21 protein-coding genes are annotated in these 18,974 nt (G+C 62.6%); 5 read left to right on the top strand and 16 right to left on the bottom strand.

The features are described 5' to 3' along the window. Positions 1–48: 48 nt before the first annotated feature. The 15 genes from Q4G24_RS12210 to secG all read right to left on the bottom strand — a co-directional run bounded on the left by Q4G24_RS12210 (position 49) and on the right by secG (position 13,744). Positions 49–1,245, bottom strand: a complete 1,197-nt coding sequence (locus tag Q4G24_RS12210) for an MFS transporter (RefSeq protein WP_303366812.1) — start codon at positions 1,243–1,245, stop codon at positions 49–51. An 84-nt stretch (positions 1,246–1,329) separates the two neighbouring features. Further along, positions 1,330–2,319 (bottom strand): FUSC family protein, encoded by a 990-nt coding sequence (locus Q4G24_RS12205; RefSeq protein WP_303366837.1) that lies wholly within the window; start codon positions 2,317–2,319, stop codon positions 1,330–1,332. A gap of 6 nt (positions 2,320–2,325) precedes the next feature. Continuing rightward, positions 2,326–3,666 (bottom strand): glutamine synthetase family protein, encoded by a 1,341-nt coding sequence (locus tag Q4G24_RS12200; protein ID WP_303366811.1) that lies wholly within the window; start codon positions 3,664–3,666, stop codon positions 2,326–2,328. Next, complete coding sequence (locus Q4G24_RS12195) at positions 3,663–4,490, bottom strand: ABC transporter permease (protein ID WP_303366810.1); 828 nt, start codon at positions 4,488–4,490, stop codon at positions 3,663–3,665. The genes Q4G24_RS12200 and Q4G24_RS12195 overlap by 4 nt, the downstream gene beginning before the upstream one ends. Beyond that, positions 4,487–5,365: an ABC transporter permease gene (locus Q4G24_RS12190; RefSeq protein WP_303366809.1), complete on the bottom strand. Its 879-nt coding sequence runs from the start codon at positions 5,363–5,365 to the stop codon at positions 4,487–4,489. The genes Q4G24_RS12195 and Q4G24_RS12190 overlap by 4 nt, the downstream gene beginning before the upstream one ends. A 51-nt stretch (positions 5,366–5,416) precedes the next feature. After that, on the bottom strand, positions 5,417–6,145 hold the full coding sequence (locus tag Q4G24_RS12185) for a transporter substrate-binding domain-containing protein (protein WP_303366808.1): 729 nt from the start codon (positions 6,143–6,145) through the stop codon (positions 5,417–5,419). An 18-nt stretch (positions 6,146–6,163) separates the two neighbouring features. Further along, positions 6,164–6,964 (bottom strand): ABC transporter ATP-binding protein, encoded by an 801-nt coding sequence (locus tag Q4G24_RS12180; protein ID WP_303366836.1) that lies wholly within the window; start codon positions 6,962–6,964, stop codon positions 6,164–6,166. Positions 6,965–7,046: 82 nt separating this feature from the next. Beyond that, complete coding sequence (locus tag Q4G24_RS12175; RefSeq protein ID WP_303366807.1) at positions 7,047–7,508, bottom strand: TerB family tellurite resistance protein; 462 nt, start codon at positions 7,506–7,508, stop codon at positions 7,047–7,049. Positions 7,509–7,548: 40 nt separating this feature from the next. Further along, positions 7,549–7,851 (bottom strand): DUF1330 domain-containing protein, encoded by a 303-nt coding sequence (locus Q4G24_RS12170; RefSeq protein ID WP_303366806.1) that lies wholly within the window; start codon positions 7,849–7,851, stop codon positions 7,549–7,551. Continuing rightward, on the bottom strand, positions 7,852–8,724 hold the full coding sequence (locus Q4G24_RS12165) for a PhzF family phenazine biosynthesis protein (protein ID WP_303366805.1): 873 nt from the start codon (positions 8,722–8,724) through the stop codon (positions 7,852–7,854). It abuts the gene before it with no gap. Positions 8,725–8,787: 63 nt separating this feature from the next. Continuing rightward, positions 8,788–9,693: a polyphosphate kinase 2 gene (gene ppk2 / locus Q4G24_RS12160; RefSeq protein ID WP_303366804.1), complete on the bottom strand. Its 906-nt coding sequence runs from the start codon at positions 9,691–9,693 to the stop codon at positions 8,788–8,790. Positions 9,694–9,750: 57 nt separating this feature from the next. Further along, entirely contained in the window at positions 9,751–10,995 is a 1,245-nt protein-coding gene (locus Q4G24_RS12155) for a PAS domain-containing protein (RefSeq protein WP_303366803.1), read from the bottom strand. Positions 10,996–11,040: 45 nt separating this feature from the next. Further along, positions 11,041–11,514, bottom strand: coding sequence for a hypothetical protein (locus Q4G24_RS12150; RefSeq protein ID WP_303366802.1), 474 nt, complete (start codon positions 11,512–11,514; stop codon positions 11,041–11,043). Further along, the gene (locus Q4G24_RS12145) at positions 11,507–13,153 is read right to left on the bottom strand and encodes a CTP synthase (protein WP_303366801.1); all 1,647 of its coding nucleotides are present in this window, start codon (positions 13,151–13,153) and stop codon (positions 11,507–11,509) included. The genes Q4G24_RS12150 and Q4G24_RS12145 overlap by 8 nt, the downstream gene beginning before the upstream one ends. Positions 13,154–13,315: 162 nt before the next feature. Continuing rightward, on the bottom strand, positions 13,316–13,744 hold the full coding sequence (secG, locus tag Q4G24_RS12140) for a preprotein translocase subunit SecG (RefSeq protein WP_303366800.1): 429 nt from the start codon (positions 13,742–13,744) through the stop codon (positions 13,316–13,318). A gap of 74 nt (positions 13,745–13,818) precedes the next feature. On the opposite strand from secG, the gene Q4G24_RS12135 reads away from it, so the two are divergent. Next, a complete protein-coding gene (locus tag Q4G24_RS12135) occupies positions 13,819–15,264 on the top strand; it encodes a cobyric acid synthase (protein ID WP_303366799.1) in 1,446 nt (481 codons plus the stop codon). Here Q4G24_RS12135 and cobD read toward each other — a convergent pair. Beyond that, on the bottom strand, positions 15,251–16,246 hold the full coding sequence (gene cobD, locus Q4G24_RS12130) for a threonine-phosphate decarboxylase CobD (RefSeq protein ID WP_303366798.1): 996 nt from the start codon (positions 16,244–16,246) through the stop codon (positions 15,251–15,253). The two genes, Q4G24_RS12135 and cobD, sit on opposite strands and share 14 nt — an antisense overlap. A 108-nt stretch (positions 16,247–16,354) precedes the next feature. Here cobD and Q4G24_RS12125 point away from each other — a divergent pair, with 108 nt between their 5' ends. The 4 genes from Q4G24_RS12125 to Q4G24_RS12110 all read left to right on the top strand — a co-directional run bounded on the left by Q4G24_RS12125 (position 16,355) and on the right by Q4G24_RS12110 (position 18,922). Then, positions 16,355–16,858, top strand: a complete 504-nt coding sequence (locus Q4G24_RS12125) for a YbjN domain-containing protein (RefSeq protein WP_303366797.1) — start codon at positions 16,355–16,357, stop codon at positions 16,856–16,858. A gap of 21 nt (positions 16,859–16,879) precedes the next feature. Next, on the top strand, positions 16,880–17,686 hold the full coding sequence (gene proC, locus Q4G24_RS12120; RefSeq protein ID WP_303366796.1) for a pyrroline-5-carboxylate reductase: 807 nt from the start codon (positions 16,880–16,882) through the stop codon (positions 17,684–17,686). Further along, on the top strand, positions 17,683–18,630 hold the full coding sequence (locus tag Q4G24_RS12115; RefSeq protein WP_303366795.1) for a D-glycerate dehydrogenase: 948 nt from the start codon (positions 17,683–17,685) through the stop codon (positions 18,628–18,630). Before proC ends, Q4G24_RS12115 begins: the two co-directional genes overlap by 4 nt. 91 nt (positions 18,631–18,721) lie before the next feature. Next, entirely contained in the window at positions 18,722–18,922 is a 201-nt protein-coding gene (locus Q4G24_RS12110) for a CsbD family protein (protein WP_303366794.1), read from the top strand. Positions 18,923–18,974: the final 52 nt, after the last annotated feature.

Genomic DNA, 18,974 nt, shown 5'->3' with positions numbered 1-18,974 from the left:
GCGGCAAGCGCCGTGGCGGTCAAGGGATGAGATAACCAACAAAGTTTGTCAACTATTATCTGCGGGCTTTGTGCTGCGCTGATGGGTCAGGGACAAAAGGATCAGCGCCAGCACCGTCAGTGCTGCCCCCATCAGGAAGGGGGCGGCCGACCCATGGCTGACCCACAACCAGCCCGCCGCCGTATTGCCGACCAGCACCACCAGCCCGGTCACAAGGTTAAAGGTGCCAAAGGCGCTGCCTTTCAGGTCTGGTGGCGTGGCTTTGGCGATCAACGCCCCCAGCAGCCCTTGCGAAAAGCCCATATGCAGCCCCCACAGCACGGTGCCGCACAAAAACCCCGCCACGGTCGTGGCCGAGGCCAGCACCAGATGCGCCGCCAGCAAAAAGCCAAGCCCGGCCATCAGCAGCCCATGGCTGCCAATCCGGTCCGACAGCCGCCCCACCGGATAGGCGGACAGCCCATAGGCCGCGTGCATGATCACCATGGCCAGTGGCACCCATACCGGCAGGAAACCGGCCTCCAGCGATTTCAGCAGCAGGAACGCCTCGCTGAACCGCGCCAGCATGATGAGTGAGGCAATGCCAATCACCCCCCACACCGCAGGATTCAGACGCAGGGCATGGATCAGGCGGAAATTGGATGGTTTGGCGGCGGGGGTGGCCTTGGGTTCCTGCACGCCAAAGATCAGCACCGCCATCGCCAGCGCGGCGGGAATTGCCGCCAGCCAGAACACCGCCTGATAGTTCCCGGCAAAGGCCAGCATCGCCAGAACCGCCAGAACCGGCCCGGCAAAGCCGCCCACAGTATCCAGCGATTTACGCAGGCCAAAAGCCGCGCCCCGGATCTCGGGCGGGGTCGCGCCTGCCACCATCGCATCGCGCGGCGTGCCTCGGATGCCCTTGCCAACCCGGTCCATCGCCTTGGCCAGCACGATCTGATCCAGACTGACGGCCAGCGGAAAGATCAGCCGCGACAGCGCCCCAAGCCCATAACCAAGCACTGCCAGCGGCTTGGCCCGGCCGCTGCGATCCGCGATCAGCCCGGAAAGGAACTTGGTCGCCGTCGCAATCGCCACCGACAGCCCTTCGATAAAGCCGATGGCCAGCACCGAAATCCCCAGCCCGCCCGCCAGATAAAGCGGCAGCAGGGTCTGCACCATCTCGGATGAAACATCCATCAGCAGGCTGACAAAACCCAGCATCCAGACGGTCGCGGGCATGGCGGGGCGGGAGTGTCCGGGCATGAGGGAGGGGCCGTGTGCTTTATGTTGACGAAAACACTATGACGGCAGGCCGGGCGGCGGGCAAGGGGTCCGGCGGGCAAGGGATCAGGGCCGTGCCGCGCGCGGCAGGGCCAGCGCCGACAGCAGTGCGATGCCGCCACCCAGCAGCGTCGCCACCACCCGCTGCCCCGCATTGGCGAGCGCGTGACCATGCACCAGATCCAGCATCAGAACCACGGTTGCGGTGATGAAGAACGACAAAACCGCATAATGTGCGGCGCGGAACGTATAGGCCCCATAGGCCGCCCCCGCGATGGCTGTCAGCATCGCAGGCCCGGACAGGGCGCTGAGCAGGGCAAAGACAGTCGCAGCCAGCGACCCGGCCAGCGTGCCGGTCAGCCGCGCCAGTCCTCGGGTCCGGGTTGCCAGCAGGCCCGGTTTCAGGATCAGCATGGCGGTCATCGGCGCCCAGTAATCATGCTGCAAGCCGCTGGCCCGCGCGATGAACATGGCCAGCGCAACCGCCATTGCTGAGCGTGCGGCATAGCTGGCGGTCAGCCAACGGTCAGGCACCGGCATCGGGGCGGCTGCGACAGGTGGGTTGTGGTCGGGGCAGAGCCACAGGCCCAGCCCGACCAGCACGATCTGCGCCAGCCCGCCTATGGCGACCAGCCCGGCGCGTTCCGCCGCGCCTGCCAGATCATTCGGGTAATAGCTGGCCAACACAAAGGCGATGACCAGTTGCAAAACCGACCACCACCAATTCTGATGATAAAGCGACAAAGCTCCGCAGAGCGCCGCCAAAGCCGCCGCAGCCAGCACCGTCAGCGCCAGAGAATGTCCCAGCAGGCTGCCGGCAAAGGCGGCCAGCATCAGCCCTGATGTCACCGCTGCCATGATCTGCCAGCGCATCCTGCCCGATGCACGAAAGCTGCCGAACCCGACCGAGAAGGCGGCCCCTGTCACGACCATCGCCGGCAGTAATTGCCCGGTCATCAGCCCATAGCCAAGCGGCAGCACCAATGCCGGAACCGCCCGCCAGGCCCCTTGCCAGTCGGCGGGGGTGAACAGATCGGGCCGCCATTGGCTGTGCATCACGGATCAGACCGTATCCAGATACAGCTCGACGGTTTCCTGATCGGACAGCTCGGCCATGTAATGCAGTTCCTGTCGCTTGGTCATCAGGAAGTTCTCGATCAGATGCGCCGGGAAGATGCGCTTGATTTCAGGGCATTGCGCAAAAGCCTCGATGGCGTCGGCCCATGTGCCAGGCAGTTGCGCAAGGTTCTTGTCATAGGCGTTGCCGCTGAAATGCGGCGGGCAGGGGGCGGCGTCCTCAATCCCGTTCAGCGCCGCGCCAAGGACGGCGGCGATGGTCAGATAGGGGTTCACATCACCGCCTGCGACCCGATGCTCGATCCGCCGCGCCTTGGGACCAGAAGCCGGGATGCGGATGGCCGCCGTCCGGTTCTCATAGGCCCAGCCGATGCCGGTGGGGGCATGGGCATTCGGCACCAGCCGGTCATAGCTGTTCTCATGCGGGGCAAACAGCAGGGTCGAGCCGGGCATGGCCGCCAGACAGCCCGCAACCGCGTGACGCAGCGCATCCGAGCCGCGGTCGCTGCCATCGTCAAAGATATTGCGCCCGTCCTGATCCAGCACCGAGAAATGCATGTGCATCCCGTTGCCCGACCAGATCTCATAGGGCTTGGCCATGAAGCTGGCGGCAAAGCCATATTGCCGCGCCACACCCTTGACCAGCATCTTGAAAAACCACGCATCATCCGCAGCTTTCAGCGCGTCGGGCTGGTGCATCAGGTTGATCTCGAACTGGCCCGGCCCGGCCTCGGAAATGGCGGTATCGGCGGGAATGTCCATCTCCTCGCAGGCGTCATAGAGGCGCGAGAAATAGGTGTCGAATGCATCCAGCGCCCGCAGCGACAGCACCTCGCCCCCGGTGCGGCGCTTGCCCGAGCGCGGCGATGGCGGCACACGCAGGGTCTTGCCGCTGTCGTCGATCAGGTAGAACTCCAGCTCGGTCGCCACCACCGGGGTCAGGCCGCGCGCCTTGTAACGGTCCACAACGCGGGCCAGCGCCTGCCGGGGGTCGCCGTCATAGGGGCGGCCGTCGGGGTGGAACATCCATAGGGGCAGCATTGCCGTGGGCGCATCCAGCCAGGGCATCGGCAGAAAGCCCCGCTCGGTCGGTAACAGCAGCCCGTCGGGGTCGCCGGATTCAAAGACCAGCGGGCTGTCCTCGACATCCTCGCCCCAAATATCGAGGTTCAGGACGGAATAGGGAAAGCGCGTCCCCTCGGTCAGCAGCTTTTCAGCAAAGCGCAGCGGCACCCGTTTGCCCCGCGCCACGCCGTTCAGATCGGCGGCAGCGACGCGGACAGCGCGGATTTCAGGGCGGGTGCGGAACCAGTCAAGGGCAGTCATCGGATCACCTGCGGACGATAGCGCAGCTTTTCAGGTCGGCCCGGAAGATGGCGGTTCAAGCGCCGGTTCACCAGCCCGAACAACCCGATCAGCAGCAATGTCACCAGAATAAAGTAAGCCGCGACAATCGGATAGGCCACAAATGGGTTGAAGGTCTTTTCGGTGAAATACTTGGCATAATACAGCGCATCGCCTTGTTGCTGGAACGCGGGGAAGGCGCTGAAAAACACCAGCGTGGTGGCGTGAAACAGGAAAATCGCCTCATTCGTATAGGACGGCCATGCCAGCCGCATGGCGGTTGGCCACATCACCCGGCGGAACCTGCGCCAGCCGGTCAGACCATAGGCATCGGCGGCCTCCATCTCGCCTTTTGGCAGGTTGCGCAGGGCGCCGTGGAAGATCTCGGCGGAATAGGCGGCCGTGTTCAGGATCAGCACGATCAGCGCCCCGGCCCATGCCCGCGACAGCCACGAGACCTGAACATCCACGCCCAACAGCGTGACCCCCTCGCGGGGGAGCAGCACAAATATCTGATAGGCAATGAAAAACTGGATGAACAGCGGGCTGCCCCGGAACAGGAAAATAAACCATTCCGCAGGCTTGCGCAGCCATGGGCTGCCCGACAGCTTGGCCATGGCCAGCGCATTGGCGATAAAGAAACCAACGAACAGCGCCACAGCGGCGAAATAGATGTTCCAGATCAGGCCCGAACCGATCAGCGTCACCTGTTGGCACAAGTCGAACCCGGTGCGCGGCAGCAGCCTTTCACCATAGCCAATCGAGCGCAGCCCGTAATCCGCGATGGTTTGCAGACATTCGTTCATGCCGGAACCTTTCGCATTGCTTCACCGGCCAAGGTTGCCTGACCAACGGAGAGGCGGCGGGACAGGCGCGCGATCAATCGTTCTGAGGCCCATGTCATGCCAAGGTAAAACACCAGAATCGCAAGGAAATACCACAGTCGCCAGTCCGGGTGCGGATAGGCGAACATGCTGGTTTTCGCGCCGCCAAGGTCACGCGCCCAGTAAACGATGTCCTCGATCCCCAACAGGAACAACAGCGGCGTGGCCTTGACCAGAATCATCCACAGATTCGACAGGCCGGGCAGGGCATAGGACCACATCTGCGGGATCAGCACCCGGCGCGTGACCTGACGCGGAGACATGCCATAAGCCTCGGCGGTCTCTAACTGCGCACGCGGGACGGTATTCATCGCGCCATACAGAACATTTGCGGCGAAGGCCCCGAAAACAATGGCAAAAGCCACCACCGCAAGGGTGAAGTTATAGCTCTGATGCACCCATTCCGGGGCCGAGCTGAGCGGCAGTTTTGCCGCCGCGCAAACGCTGAACTCGCTGCCCTGCCAGACCGGGCCGTGATCGGGGCATTTCACCCGGTTGCGCAGATATTCAAGCCCCTGATCCATGGCGATCGGGACAAACAGGAAAAAGATGATGTCGGGGATACCACGCACCATCGAAGTATAGACCGCCCCGAACCAGCGCAGCGGCGCGATGCGTGAGCGTCGTGCCAAAGCCCCGCCAAAGCCGAACAGTAATGCCAGCGGCGCGGTGATGGCCAGCAGCAACAAGACGGTGCCAAAGCTGGCGTAAAACAGCAGATGCTTGCCTGATGTGAGGTAACACATCAGCCATTGCAGCCCTTCGAGGGCTTTCGGATCGGCGCAAGATGAGAACATTTATCCCCGCAGACGCCGCCCCGGACAGGGCGGCGGGTTCAGCCCAAGGGCTTATTCAAAGGTTTTCGCGTCTTCACCGAACCATTTGGTAATCAGTGCGTTCAGGCTGCCATCAGCCTTCATTTCGGCAATGGCGGTGTCGAACTTGGCTTTCAGATCGGTGTCGGATTTGCGCATCCCGACGGCGATACCTTTGCCGACCACAACGGTATCTTTGCCCTCGACCCAAACCAGCGGTTCGCTGGCTTCATTGACGAAGGGCGCAAGGAAGTCCTTATCCGCGAAAACCGCGTCAGCCTCGCCATTCCGAACGGCGGCGATGGATTCCTCGCCGGTGGCGAACTCCAGCATGGTGGCGCCGGTTTCAGCGACATAGCTGGCCTGAATGGTGTTCACCTGCGCGGCCACAATGCCGTCGATATTGGCATCTGCGGTCAGCGCGGCATAGGCCGAGGGCGGGGGTGGGGTATAAGCCTCGGAAAAGGCAATGACTTCTTCGCGCTCGGGCGAGATATTCATGCCTGCCATGATGGTGTCGTAATTGCCCGACACGAGGTTCGGAATGATGCTGTCCCAGTCGTTCTTGACCCAGACACATTCCAGCGCGGCGCGTTTGCACAGTTCATTGCCAAGCTCGATCTCGAACCCGTCCACCTGACCTGCATCATTGATGAAATTATACGGAGGGTAGGCGCCTTCGGTCCCCATGCGGACAGGTGCAGCGGTGGCGGCAACAGCGCCCAGTGCAAGGGCAGCGGTGGCAAGAAGCAGTTTTTTCATGGTTCTCTCCTGTTGGTGTCACGCCATGCTGGCGCTGAGAAATTGGCGCAGCCGCTCGGTTCGCGGGGCGCGGAAGATCTGCTCGGGCGGGCCTTCTTCTTCGATGCGGCCCTGATGCAGAAAAACGACGTGATCGCTGACATCGGCCGCCAGCCGCATGTCATGCGTCACCAGAATCATTGTGCGGTGTTCGGCGGCCAGATCCTTGATGACCTTGACGACCTCCTGCTGAAGCTCGGGGTCCAGCGCGCTGGTTGGTTCATCAAACAAGAGCGCCCGTGGTTCCATACACAGGGCGCGGGCGATGGCGGCACGTTGTTGCTGGCCGCCGGAAAGCTGCGCCGGCCATGCGTCGGCCTTGTCGCCAATGCCGACCTTGGCCAGCAGGGCGCGCGCGCGGGTCTCGACCTCTGCGGGGGGCTGACCCAGCACCGTTACCGGGGCTTCCATCACATTTTGCAGGATGGTCATATGCGCCCAAAGGTTGAATTGCTGAAACACCATCGACAGGTTGGTGCGGATGCGCGTGACCTGCTGGCGGTCGGCGGGGATGCGGGCGGCACCCTGGCCTTTCCAGCGCACGGCCTCGCCCTCGAACAAAATCTTGCCCTGCTGGCTGTGTTCCAGCAGGTTGCAGCAGCGCAGCAGGGTTGACTTTCCTGACCCGGAGCTGCCGATCAGGCTGATGACATGACCACGCGGCGCCCGCAACGACACGCCCTTGAGAACCTCTAGCGGGCCATAGGATTTGTGCAAATCGCGCAACTCAATAACCGCCGGGGCGGTTGTCGGGGCTGGGCTGTCGGTGGTGTCGTTCATCGTCATCATGGGTTGTATCAGGCGCTATCGCTGCGGAAATTGCAACGGGTCATGGCGCAAAAACAGGGGAAATCGGGGCTGCCTATCGTTCCGTCAGACCAAGCGAATCGATCACCTGCTGACGTGCCAGGGCCGAGTCCCGGTCGCTGACACCCAAGAGGCCAGCAACCAGCCGGATCATGGATTCCTCATCCGGCGCACGGCGACCGTCGGCATAGGCGATTTCCCACATGGCGGCGATAACGCCTTGTCGGTCCTCCAGCGCGATGCGATCTTTGATCGAGCGGGTGAAGCGCACGGTATCGGGTGCTTCGGCCTCGACCATTTCGGCGGTTTCGCGGCGTTCAGCGGCCTCGGTTGTGGACAGGCCACGGCGGCGCGCCAGAACCGCGTCGATGTGGCGGCGTTCCACGTCGCGGTAATTGTCATCGGCGCGGGCCACCCGAACCAGCAGCGCAGCAATTGCCAACTCGGCATCCTCCCCACGCAACGGGGCGGATTGCGCATCCGGGGCGAAAAGACGGGACAGCAGATTGCGGAACATGACCATCATCTTAGCCTAATCCGCAAGAACAGCAAGAGAATCAAGTGGCTTCGTCAGCCCAACCCTCGATGATGCACATATCTGCGAATGATACAGGTGCGCGGATAGCCAGCGCGGCCTGATATTCGGGGCTGAAATAGCAGGCACGGGCGGCGGCAAGGTCGGGAAACTCGATCACCACGCTGCGCGGACGCAGTTCCCCCTCGACCACCTCTTGCGCCCCGCCACGGACAAGAAACCGCCCGCCGTATTTCGCAAAAGCGGCGGCATTTGCGCGGCGGTAGTCCTGATAGGCGTCGGGATCGCTGACGGTGACATGGCCGATCCAATAGGCTTTGGTCATTTACCCCCCCGGGATGCGGATGCGGCCCTGCGCGATTGGCACGGCGCGGCCTTTGATGCGGATTTCGGTCAATTGACCTGCGCTGACCCGTGCGGTCATGCCGATTTGCGAGGGGCGGCCCATTTCGATGCCTTGGGTCAGGTGAAAATCTGCCTCACCCTCGTGCAGATCACCCGCCGCCAGAAATTGTGCCGCGAGGATCGCCGAGGCCGAGCCCGTGGCCGGGTCTTCGGGGATGCCCGCGGTGGGCGAGAACATCCGGGCGCGATAGCCGTCGCCATGGGGCGTATAAAGATAGGCGCAGTCCACCTGCGCGGCCTGCATCAGCCGGGACCAGAACGGTTCGATCGGGCGGGCGCGGGCCAGCGCGTCAAGGCTGGCCAGAGGCAGGAACAAAAACGCGGGGCCACCTTGCCAGACCGCCGGATGATGCGTGGAAAAGCCAAGGTCGGCGGCGGATAAATCCAGCGCCTGCGCGATCAGCGCGGCGTCCGGGGGCGGCGCGTGCAGCACCGGCAGTTGCGGGGCGGTGAACTCAGCCTCTCCATTGCGGATGCTGACCGGGACCAGACCGGCCTGTTCCTCCAGCACCAGGTCAGCGTCGCGCCCCGCCGCCAGAGACAGGGCGCAACCGATGGTTGGATGGCCGGCAAAGGGGATTTCAGCGGTTGGGAAGAAAATCCGCACCTGAACCGTGTGTGATGGATCGCGCGGCGGCATGACGAAGATCGTTTCGGACAGATTGAATTCGCGCGCGATCGTTTGCATCTGCGCCTTATTCAGTCCGCCCGCGTCCTGAACGATGGCCAGAGGATTGCCGCTGAAGGGGCGGTGGGTGAACACGTCCCAGATTTCATAATTCAGCATGGTCATGGCGCGATGCTGCATCGAGGGGTGGCATGGCGCAAGAAACCCTGCGCCATGGTTCTCATGTTGTCAGTATTTTTGCGGCACATACAGGTCGCGCGGCAACACATCGCGTTCGTAATCGGGGTTGAATACGCGATCGGGCAGGTTGACTTCCTCGTGATCGACTTCGGTATAGGGGATCAGGGAAAGCAGGTGCGAAATACAGTTCAGCCGCGCCCGTTTCTTGTCATTGCCCGGCACGATATACCACGGTGCTTCGGGAATATTGGTGCGTTCGAACATATCTTCCTTGGCCTTGGTATAGGCCTCCCACCGCACCCGGCTTTGCAGGTCCATGGGCGACAGTTTCCATTGCTTCAGCGGATCATGGATGCGGACGAGAAAGCGCATCTGCTGTTCTTCGTCGGTGATCGAGAACCAGTATTTCACCAGCCGGATGCCTGAGCGGACCAGCATCCGTTCAAACTCTGGCACGTCCTGAAAGAACTGTTCGACCTGATCTTCGTCGGCAAAGCCCATGACCCGTTCGACCCCGGCGCGGTTATACCAGCTGCGGTCGAACAGCACGATTTCGCCGCCAGCAGGCAAGTGCGGGACATAACGCTGGAAATACCATTGCGTCTTTTCGCGGTCTGATGGCGCGGGCAGGGCGACCACACGGCAGACACGCGGGTTCAGACGTTGGGTGATGCGCTTGATCGCGCCGCCCTTGCCTGCCGAATCGCGCCCCTCGAACAGCACCACGACCTTTTCGCCGGTATGGGCCACCCAGTCCTGAAGTTTGATCAACTCGGATTGCAGGCGCAAAAGTTCCTGAAAATAGGTCTTGCGCTCAATCGTTTCGGGATGGGTTTCCTTATAGATCTTTTTGATTTCGCGGCTGAGAACCGCATCTTCAAGCTCGATCTCGATGTCTTCGTCCAGCGTGTCTTGCAGTTCGTCTTCGAACCAGTCTTTAGGGTCGTTGGTCATGCGTGCCTCCGTCTTTTCGGTTGGATAGCCCGGAAAGGTGACAGTTGTGTAGACGATTTACGCGGCCGCAAGCCGAGCGTGGGCCTGTGTCTGACTGATAAGCACCAGTATCCTTTCCAGATTCTCGCGGAACTGTTCGTGAAACTGCGTCAATTGCCCCATGATGGCTGCCAGGCCGTCGTTTTCGTCACGCATCCGCCCGGTCTCGACCTCACCCAGCACGCGGATCTGGTCCAGACTGGTGCTGAGCGCCAGCAGCGCCTGCATCTCGGAGCGTAACTGCCCGGCGCTGGTCAACACCCAGCTTAGCCCCTCGGCAGATTTTTCGGCCGAGTTGCGGCACATGGTTTCAAGGATTACCCGCTCTTGCGCATTATCCACGCCGGGTATGTCGTCGCTGCGCAGGAACTGCATTGAGGCCATCTGTTGCGTCGCGGCGCTGCCGGCGTCGAACATCGCTGCCGTGACCCGTTCCAGCATCTGCTGCGAGCGGTTCCCCTGTGCTGTCATGCGCCGCAGAATCGTGGTCGTGTCGCGCCCAATTTGTTGATAAATATCGGCAATGACGCTGACTGGCCCGCCGCCGGGTTCCAGTCGGGCGGCGGTGATGCGCATATTTGTCGGCAGGTTGCGCAAAGACCCAAAGGCGCCAAGCAGGCCCTGTTGATTGTCCAGCAGGTTGGACAGCAGACTGCGCAACTGGTTCAGCTTGTCCAACGCGCTGCAATGGCTGTTGAACCGCGCATCGGGGCGGCGCAGCAGCTCCAGCATTTGTGCATGACGCATGAATGCCTCGTAATCGGCAAAGCCCGCCTCACCCAGATGGGAGACCAGCAGCGCCACGGATTCATCAACCGGCATCCCTTCCAGCTCGGCTTTGCGAATGGTGGTATAAAGCTGGCGGGCCTGCGCAAAGGTCTCGGCCCCCGGCTTCAGCCGCACCGAGACATAGCCGCCCGGAACCGGGGCCACCAGCGCAAAGACCCAATAATAACGGCCATCGCTGGCGCGGTTCTTGACATAGGCACCAACCGGCAGGCCCTGTGTCAGCCGGTCCCAGAGGATACGAAATACGGCTCGGGGCGTATCGGGATGGCGCACCATCTTATGCGGTGCGCCGATCAGTTCGGCGGGGCGATAGGCGGCGACATCAAAGAACAGCTTGTTGCCCGCCTGGATCACTCCGCGCGGATCGGTGCGCGAGATGAAAAAATCCAGTTCGGGGACGTTGCGCTCTTCGTCGATAATTGGTCGGTCTGTCATCTGCGATTCCACCATGATTTGCACATGGGTTAGCAGCATGGTCCTAACATCCGGTTAAGATACGGCTGGTTTGCGCTCTTTTTTTCACCAGCCCAGCCGGGCGGCACATTCCCGTGTCATGCCAAGCGCCAGCCCGCCCGCGACCGTCCCCGAGACGGTGCCGCACCAGCGGCCCTGCGAGGAAAACAAACTGCGGGTGCCGCGGGCAGGGCGATAGGCGACGCGGCGGCCGTTTACGTCAAAAATATTCAGAACACCTGCGGTCGAGGTCACATAATACCCCACAACCCGGCCGTCTGAGGTGAAAACCACGCGCTTTTCATTTTCGGGATTGGTAGGAGAATTGCGGCGGGTTTCGCTGGAATTACCGGGGTTGGCGGCGCTGTTGGCCGCAGCCGTATGCCGGTTAGAAACCCGGTTCGGGCTGTTTCCCGGCGCCCCCGGCCCAAGGTCAAAGGGCAGTTGTGATGGCTCGACGATAAACAGCGGCGCATCGGCAGCGGCAGGGGCGGACAGCACCAGCGCAAGCGCCAGTGCTGTCTGCGCGAGCTTAGACAAGGCGGGCACCGTCTTTCGCGGCGCGGATGAAATCCGCAAACAGCGGCGCAGGCTCGAACGGTTTGGATTTCAGTTCGGGATGTGACTGCACACCGATGAACCACGGGTGATCGCGGTGTTCGACCACTTCGGGCAGGCGGCCGTCGGGGGACATGCCGGAAAACCGCAGGCCCGCAGCCTCCAACTGGTCACGGTAGCGGGCGTCCACCTCATAGCGGTGGCGGTGGCGGTCCTCGATCTCGGTTGCGCCGCCGTAAACCCGGCTGACCAGCGAATCGGGTTCCAGCACGGCGGTATAGGCGCCAAGACGCATGGTGCCGCCCTTGTCATCGCCAAGGCTACGCTGGACGGTGTAATTGCCCTGCACCCATTCTTTCAGGTGATAAACCACGGGCGTAAAACGGTTTTCGCCGGCTTCATGGTCAAACTCCTCGGACCCGGCATCGGTCATTCCGGCCAGATTGCGGGCGGCCTCGACCACGGCCATCTGCATCCCCAGACAGATCCCCAAATAGGGAACCATTTTCTCACGCGCATATTTGGCAGCGGCGATCATGCCTTCGGTGCCACGCTCACCAAAACCGCCGGGGACGATGATGCCCTGATAGCCGTCCAGCTCGTGATTGGCGTCCTGACCTTCCAGCTTTTCGCTGTCCACCCATTCAGCCTTGACGCGCACCCGGTTGGCCATGCCGCCATGGGTCAGGGCCTCGGAAATCGACTTATAGGCGTCCTCAAGCTGGGTATATTTGCCGACCACCGCGATGCGGACTTCGCCTTCGGCATTGTTCAGGCGGTCCATCACGTCTTCCCAGCGCGACAGGTCGGGGCGCGGCGCGGGGCTGATGCCGAACGCGTCCAAAACCGCCTGATCCAGTCCGACGCGGTGATAGGCCAGTGGTGCCTCATAGATGGTTTTCAGGTCATAGGCAGGGATCACCGCGTCCGGGCGCACATTGCAGAACAGCGCGATCTTGGCACGTTCCTTTTCAGGGATCGGCTGTTCGCTGCGGCAGACCAGCACATCGGGCGCAATCCCGATCGAGCGCAGTTCCTTGACACTGTGTTGCGTCGGCTTGGTTTTAAGCTCGCCCGAGGCCGCCAGCCACGGCAGCAGCGTCAGATGCATGAAAATACACTGGCCGCGCGGGCGGTCCTGCGCGAACTGGCGGATGGCCTCGAAAAACGGCAGGCCCTCGATGTCGCCAACGGTGCCGCCGATCTCGCAGAGCATGAAATCGACCTCACCTTCGCCAATGGCGATGAAGTCTTTGATTTCGTTTGTTACATGCGGGATAACCTGAATGGTCTTGCCCAGATATTCGCCGCGACGTTCCTTTTCCAAAACGTTGGAATAGATCCGGCCCGAGCTGATCGAATCGGTCTTGCGGGCATGAACGCCGGTGAAGCGTTCATAATGGCCAAGGTCCAGATCGGTTTCGGCACCGTCATCGGTCACGAACACCTCGCCATGTTCAAAGGGCGACATGGTGCCGGGATCGACGTTCAGATAGGGGTCCAGCTTGCGCAGCCGCACCGTATAACCCCGCGCCTGCAACAGCGCCCCAAGCGCCGCCGAGGCCAGCCCCTTGCCAAGCGAGGACACAACGCCACCAGTGATAAAGATGTAACGCGCCATGAAGCCCCCGTGAGATTTTCGAATCAAAAAGAACGGCCCGAAAAGGCCCATATCACGGGACTCGGATCATATCCGCAAACCCGCCGGACCGCAACGCATGGTGGCCCTGTCTGTCAGATTAAGACGGGCGGCGCACCGCCCGTTCCAGACCCGTGTGCCGGATCAGTTTGCGGGCGGCGTGACCGGGCTGCCGGCCTCGGGGGCGGCAGGCGCGTCAACAGCCGGCGGCAGGATGGGCGCACCGGCCTCGGGCGCGGTCGCGGTGCCCGGCGGCGGCGTATAAGCGCCAAGATCAGGCAGGCCGGTCGCCGGTTGCTGCGAGGCCGGAACCCCGATCTGATCCATCACCGAACTGGTCGAGGAATTGCGCGCCGCCATCACCGTCAGCACCAGCGATGTCACGATAAAAGCCGCAGCAAAGATCCAGGTCAGCCGCGACAGCGCATTGGCCGCCTGACGCCCGCTCATTACCCCGCCGGTATTGCCACCGCCGCCCATGCCAAGGCCGCCACCCTCAGAGCGTTGCAGCAAAACCACGCCGATCAGCAGCAGCGCCAGAATCAGATGCACGGTCAGGACGACGTTTTCCACGGGCGGGGCCTTTCTTTTACGAACGCGCCTATCTAGTCAGCTATGAATGGGATGGCAAGCAGAGGATCGCCCAAATGGCTGCGCTGATGATTCAGGGGACGGGCAGCAATGTCGGTAAATCGCTGCTGGTGGCGGGCTTGTGCCGGGCGTTGCGGCTGCGTGGGTTGCGGGTGACACCGTTCAAGCCGCAGAATATGTCGAATAACGCCGCCGTAACGGCGGATGGGGGCGAGATAGGCCGGGCGCAGGCGTTGCAGGCGCGGGCGGCGGGGATTGCGGCCTCGGTGCATATGAACCCGGTGCTGCTCAAGCCCGAGACCGACACCGGGGCGCAGATCGTGGTGCAGGGTAAGGCATGGGGGCGGACGCAGGCGGGGGCTTACCGTGAGGTTAAGCCGCGGCTTATGGCAGCGGTTCTGGACAGTTTTCAGCACTTGCGTGACGCCTATGATCTTGTGCTGGTTGAGGGGGCAGGCAGCCCGGCAGAGGTCAACCTGCGTCAGAATGATATCGCCAATATGGGGTTTGCACAGGCGGCACGGGTGCCGGTGGTGCTGGCGGGCGACATTGACCGGGGCGGGGTCATTGCGCAGATGATCGGCACGCAGGCGGTTCTGGGTGTGGCAGATGCGGTGCTGGTAAAGGGATTTATTATCAATCGCTTTCGCGGTGATCCTGCGCTGTTTTCTGAAGGTTATGATCTCATTGCCCGGCGCAGCGGCTGGCCCGGCTTCGGCGTGGTGCCGTGGTTCCCCGAGGCGGCTCTGCTGCCCGCCGAAGATGCCGCCGACCTACGCCGCGGCAGCGGCACGGGCGGGCTGCATGTGGTCTGCCTGACGCTCTCGCGCATTGCCAATTTTGACGATCTGGACCCGCTGGCGGCCGAACCGGGGGTGCGGCTAACCATGTTGCAACCCGGCCAGCCGATCCCGGCAGATGCGGGGCTGGTGGTGATCCCCGGCAGCAAGTCCACGCGCGGCGATCTGGCGTTTCTGCGGGCGCAGGGCTGGGATATTGACCTTGCGGCGCATCTGCGGCGGGGCGGTTCTGCGTTGGGGATTTGCGGGGGTTATCAGATGCTTGGCCGTGAAATCCTCGATCCGCTTGGCTATGATGGTGCGCCGGGGGCGGATGCGGGGCTTGGGCATCTGGACGTTAGCACCACCATGTCGGCGGATAAGCGGCTGGCGCAGGTCAGCGGGCGGGCCTTTGGCGCGACGGTCAGGGGCTATGAAATCCACATGGGGCGCAGCGATGGTCCCGACCGCGCCCGGCCCTTTGCGGAGATCGACGGCCAGCCCGAGGGGGCAATTTCACCTGACGGGCGGGTGATGGGAACCTATACCCATGGTTTGTTCAGCGACGACAGTTTCCGCGCAGGTTTTCTGGCGCGGCTTGGTGCGGATTCGCAACCGGGCCATGAGGCGCGGGTCGATGCGATTCTCGACCGGCTGGCTGCGCATCTGGAGGCGCATCTCGATGTGGATGCCCTTTTGGGTGTTGCCGCTAAGGGGTTGTGATCGCGGTGGTGACACGCGACCATTCGTGCCGTGCGGGAATCCCAAGCCGCAGCCAATTGCGGGAATAGGGGAAAATCCGACTCCAGATCCGGTGTTGGGCCAGTGTGGCCTGTGTGGCGGCTGCGTCGGGCGTGTGATAGGTGCGGAACAGGTGGGTGCCGCCAACCAGCGACCAGCCCGCCCGGAAAGCCAGTGAGTCCAGCAGATTCGCCCCTTCGGCCAGTGACCATGTGGCGTCAATGGCCCATTCGTGATCGGCCAGCGCCTGTGCGCCAATCTCCAGCGCCGGCCCGCTGACGGACCATGGCCCGGCCCGCTCCGCCAGTTCGGTCAAAAGATCGGGCGTGCCAAGTGTAAAGCCAAGGCGCAGCCCGGCAAGGCCCCAAAACTTCCCAAAGCTGCGCATAACCAAAGTGTTGCGCGGTATATCTGATGAAATACTTAAATCGGGTCGCGGGTCGCAAAAGCTCTCATCCACGATCAGAAACCCGACGCGCCCGGCCAGTTCGCGCAGCGACTCGGGCGCATATTCGTGGCCATTGGGGTTGTTGGGGTTCACCACGACGGCCAGATCGGCCCCGATCAGATCGTCCAGCGCGGGGACATGATCGACCTGCCAGCCAGCCGCCCGCAGCGCCGCGCCATGCTCATTATAGCTGGGCCAGAGAACCGCAGCGCGGCCCGGCGCGCGCAGCCCCGGCACAAGCTGGATCGCGGCCGAGGCGCCCGCGACGGGTAACACCTGCCCAAAATTGCAGCAGAACCGTTCTGCTGCCACCTGTTGCAGCCGGGTTACGGCGCTGGCTTCGGGCAGGGCTTGCCACGCCTGCGCGGATAGCGCAGGCACCGGCCATGGCTGGCGATTGATGCCGGTTGAAAGGTCGATCCACGGGCCGGGCCAGTCGCCTGCATCACCCCATTCTGCCTTGGCGCGGTCAAGGTCGCCGCCGTGGTCACGTTTGGGGCTTTGAGGCTGTGTCATGGAATTATTACTTTACAAAATCCGAATCGCTGCCACGATATATTGTAGCGGCCCCGGCGAAAACCGCCGGGTCTAGCGTAACGCCACTTCATGGCAGGAGGCAGGCAGATGGCTTTGACCGACAGCTTCATCCCCAGCGATGACATTCACCCCATCGACATTGTGGAGACCGTAGCGACCCATCACGAATGGGATTTCGACCGGCTGGCCGAAGATCAGATCGCCATGGCGGTCGAGGGCCAATGGCGCAGCTATTCGATCACGCTGGCATGGTCCCCGCGTGAGGAGGTTCTGCGGCTGATCTGCACCTATGACATGGACCCGCCCGCCGAAACGCTGCCTGGCCTGTATGAGCTGGTGAATATGGCCAACGATCAGGTTTGGGACGGCGGGTTTACCTTCTGGCCCGCGCAAAAGCTGATGGTCTGGCGCTATGGTCTTGTTCTGGCCGGGGAATCCATTGCCGGGCCAGAGCAGGTCAATGAGATGATCCGCGCCGCCATCGAGGGGTGCGAACGGTTCTATCCGGCGTTTCAGATGTTGTGCTGGGGCGGCTCGACCCCGGCGCAAGCATTGGACATCGCCATGGGGCAGGCTTACGGTCGCGCGTAAAGTGTGACGAAAGGGCTTGGTATGGATCTGAAAGCGGTGAACCAGCGCGGGTTGGTGCTGGTCGGTTGCGGTCGCATGGGCGGCGCAATGTTGCAGGGCTGGCTGGCGCAAGGGCTGAACCCGGCCTCGGTTTGGGTGCAAGACCCTGCGGCGGACCCCGCGAAACTCGCTGGTGTGCATCTGAACGCGGCGCTGCCGGATAATCCGGCCGTGATGGTGCTGGCGGTCAAACCGCAGATGATGGGCGACGTGCTGCCCGCGCTGCGGGCAGCGGCGGGGCCGGAAACGCTGATCCTGTCCATCGCTGCCGGGGTGACGCTGGCCCGCTATGAAGCTGCCTTTCCGGGGCGTGCCGTGGTGCGGGCGATGCCGAACACGCCTGCGGCCATCGGGCAGGGGATTACCGCGATGATCGGCAACCCATTGGCAACGCAGGATAACCTTGATCTGGCGCAGGCGCTTTTGGCCGCTGTGGGCCGCGTCGTCCGGCTGGGTGATGAAAGCCAGATGGATGCCGTCACCGCGCTGTCGGGATCGGGTCCGGCCTATGTTTTCCATCTGATCGAAGCGCTGGCGCTGGCCGGGCAGGCGCAGGGTCTTGCCCCTGCGCTGGCGCTGGAACTGGCGCGGGCGACCGTGGCCGGGGCCGGGGCGCTGGCTGTGGCAGGGGACGAAGACCCGGCGGTGCTGCGGCAGAATGTGACTTCGCCCGGCGGGACGACGGCGGCAGGGCTGGCGGTGCTGATGGACCCTGCGCAGGGCTTGCCGCCGTTGATCGCCCGTACGGTCGAGGCCGCCGCCAACCGCAGCCGCGAGCTTGGCGCATGAAGCGTCTGCTGGTGACGCGGCGCATGACTGCCGCCGCCGAGACTGCCATTCGTGCGGCCTTCGATGCAACCTTCCGGGATGAGGCCAGCGGGCTGACACCCGTGCAGGCGGTGCAGGTCCTAGCGGAATATGATGCGGTGATGCCGGCGCTTGGTGATGCGTTCACGGCGGAAGCGTTCGAGGGGCAGCCGCGCGCCCGGCTGATCGCCAATTTCGGCGCGGGGTATAACCATATCGACGTGGCGGCGGCGCGGGCGGCGGGCATCGCGGTGACGAATACCCCCGATGCGGTGACAGATGCGACCGCTGATCTGGCGATGACTCTGCTGCTGATGAGCGCCCGCCGTGCCAGCGAGGGCGAGCGGCTGCTGCGTGCCGGAAACTGGCACGGCTGGCAACCGACGCAATTTCTTGGCACGCATGTCAGCGGCAAGACCCTTGGCGTGATCGGTGTGGGCCGGATCGGTCAGGCCATCGCGCGGCGGGCGCATTACGGTTTCCGGATGCGGATTGTCTTTCACAACCGCTCGGCTCGTGCGTTGGATTTTCCGGCGCAGCAGTTAGGCTTGTCTGAAGTTCTGGCGCAGGCGGATTTCGTCGTTCTGGCGGTGCCCGGCGGGGTAGGGACGCGCCATCTGATCGGCGCGGACGAACTGGCGCAGATGCAGCCTCAGGCGCATCTGATTAATATTGCGCGTGGCGATGTGGTTGATGAGGCTGCGCTGATTGCAGCCTTGCAGGCGGGCCGGATTGCCGGGGCCGGGCTGGATGTCTATGAGCGCGAACCCGATGTCCCCGAGGCGTTGCGCAGCATGGATAATGTCACCCTGTTGCCGCATCTTGGCACTGCGACCGAGGAAACCCGCACGGCGATGGCGTTGCGGGCTTTGGCGAATCTGAATGACTGGGCGGCGGGCCAATCCCCAAGAGATTTGGTAAACTGATAAAGGTTAATTTTGGAACCCAACGTCCACCCGCCCGTTATGTCCCCGAAGCCGGCGCCTAATGTGGCTGGCAGAGTTAAGGGGTATGATGATGAACTGGGATATCATTCAGGGTAAATGGAAGCAGCTTAAAGGTTCGGTCAAGGAGACCTGGGGCGATCTGACTGATGATGAAATCGACCAGATCGACGGCCAGAAGGACAAGCTGGCAGGCAAGCTGCAAGAGAAATACGGCTGGACCAAGACCGAAGTCGATGAAAAGCTGAACGACTTTTTCAAGCGTAACGGCTGATTTCGGTGGTCTGACCAACATCGGCTTTAACATGTGACTTGTTAACGAGTCT

Source organism: Paracoccus sp. (in: a-proteobacteria), assembly GCF_030538695.1.
Lineage (GTDB): Bacteria > Pseudomonadota > Alphaproteobacteria > Rhodobacterales > Rhodobacteraceae > Paracoccus.
Note: the sequence above shows the minus strand (reverse complement) of the source record. Positions and strands in the feature narration are given on the sequence as shown.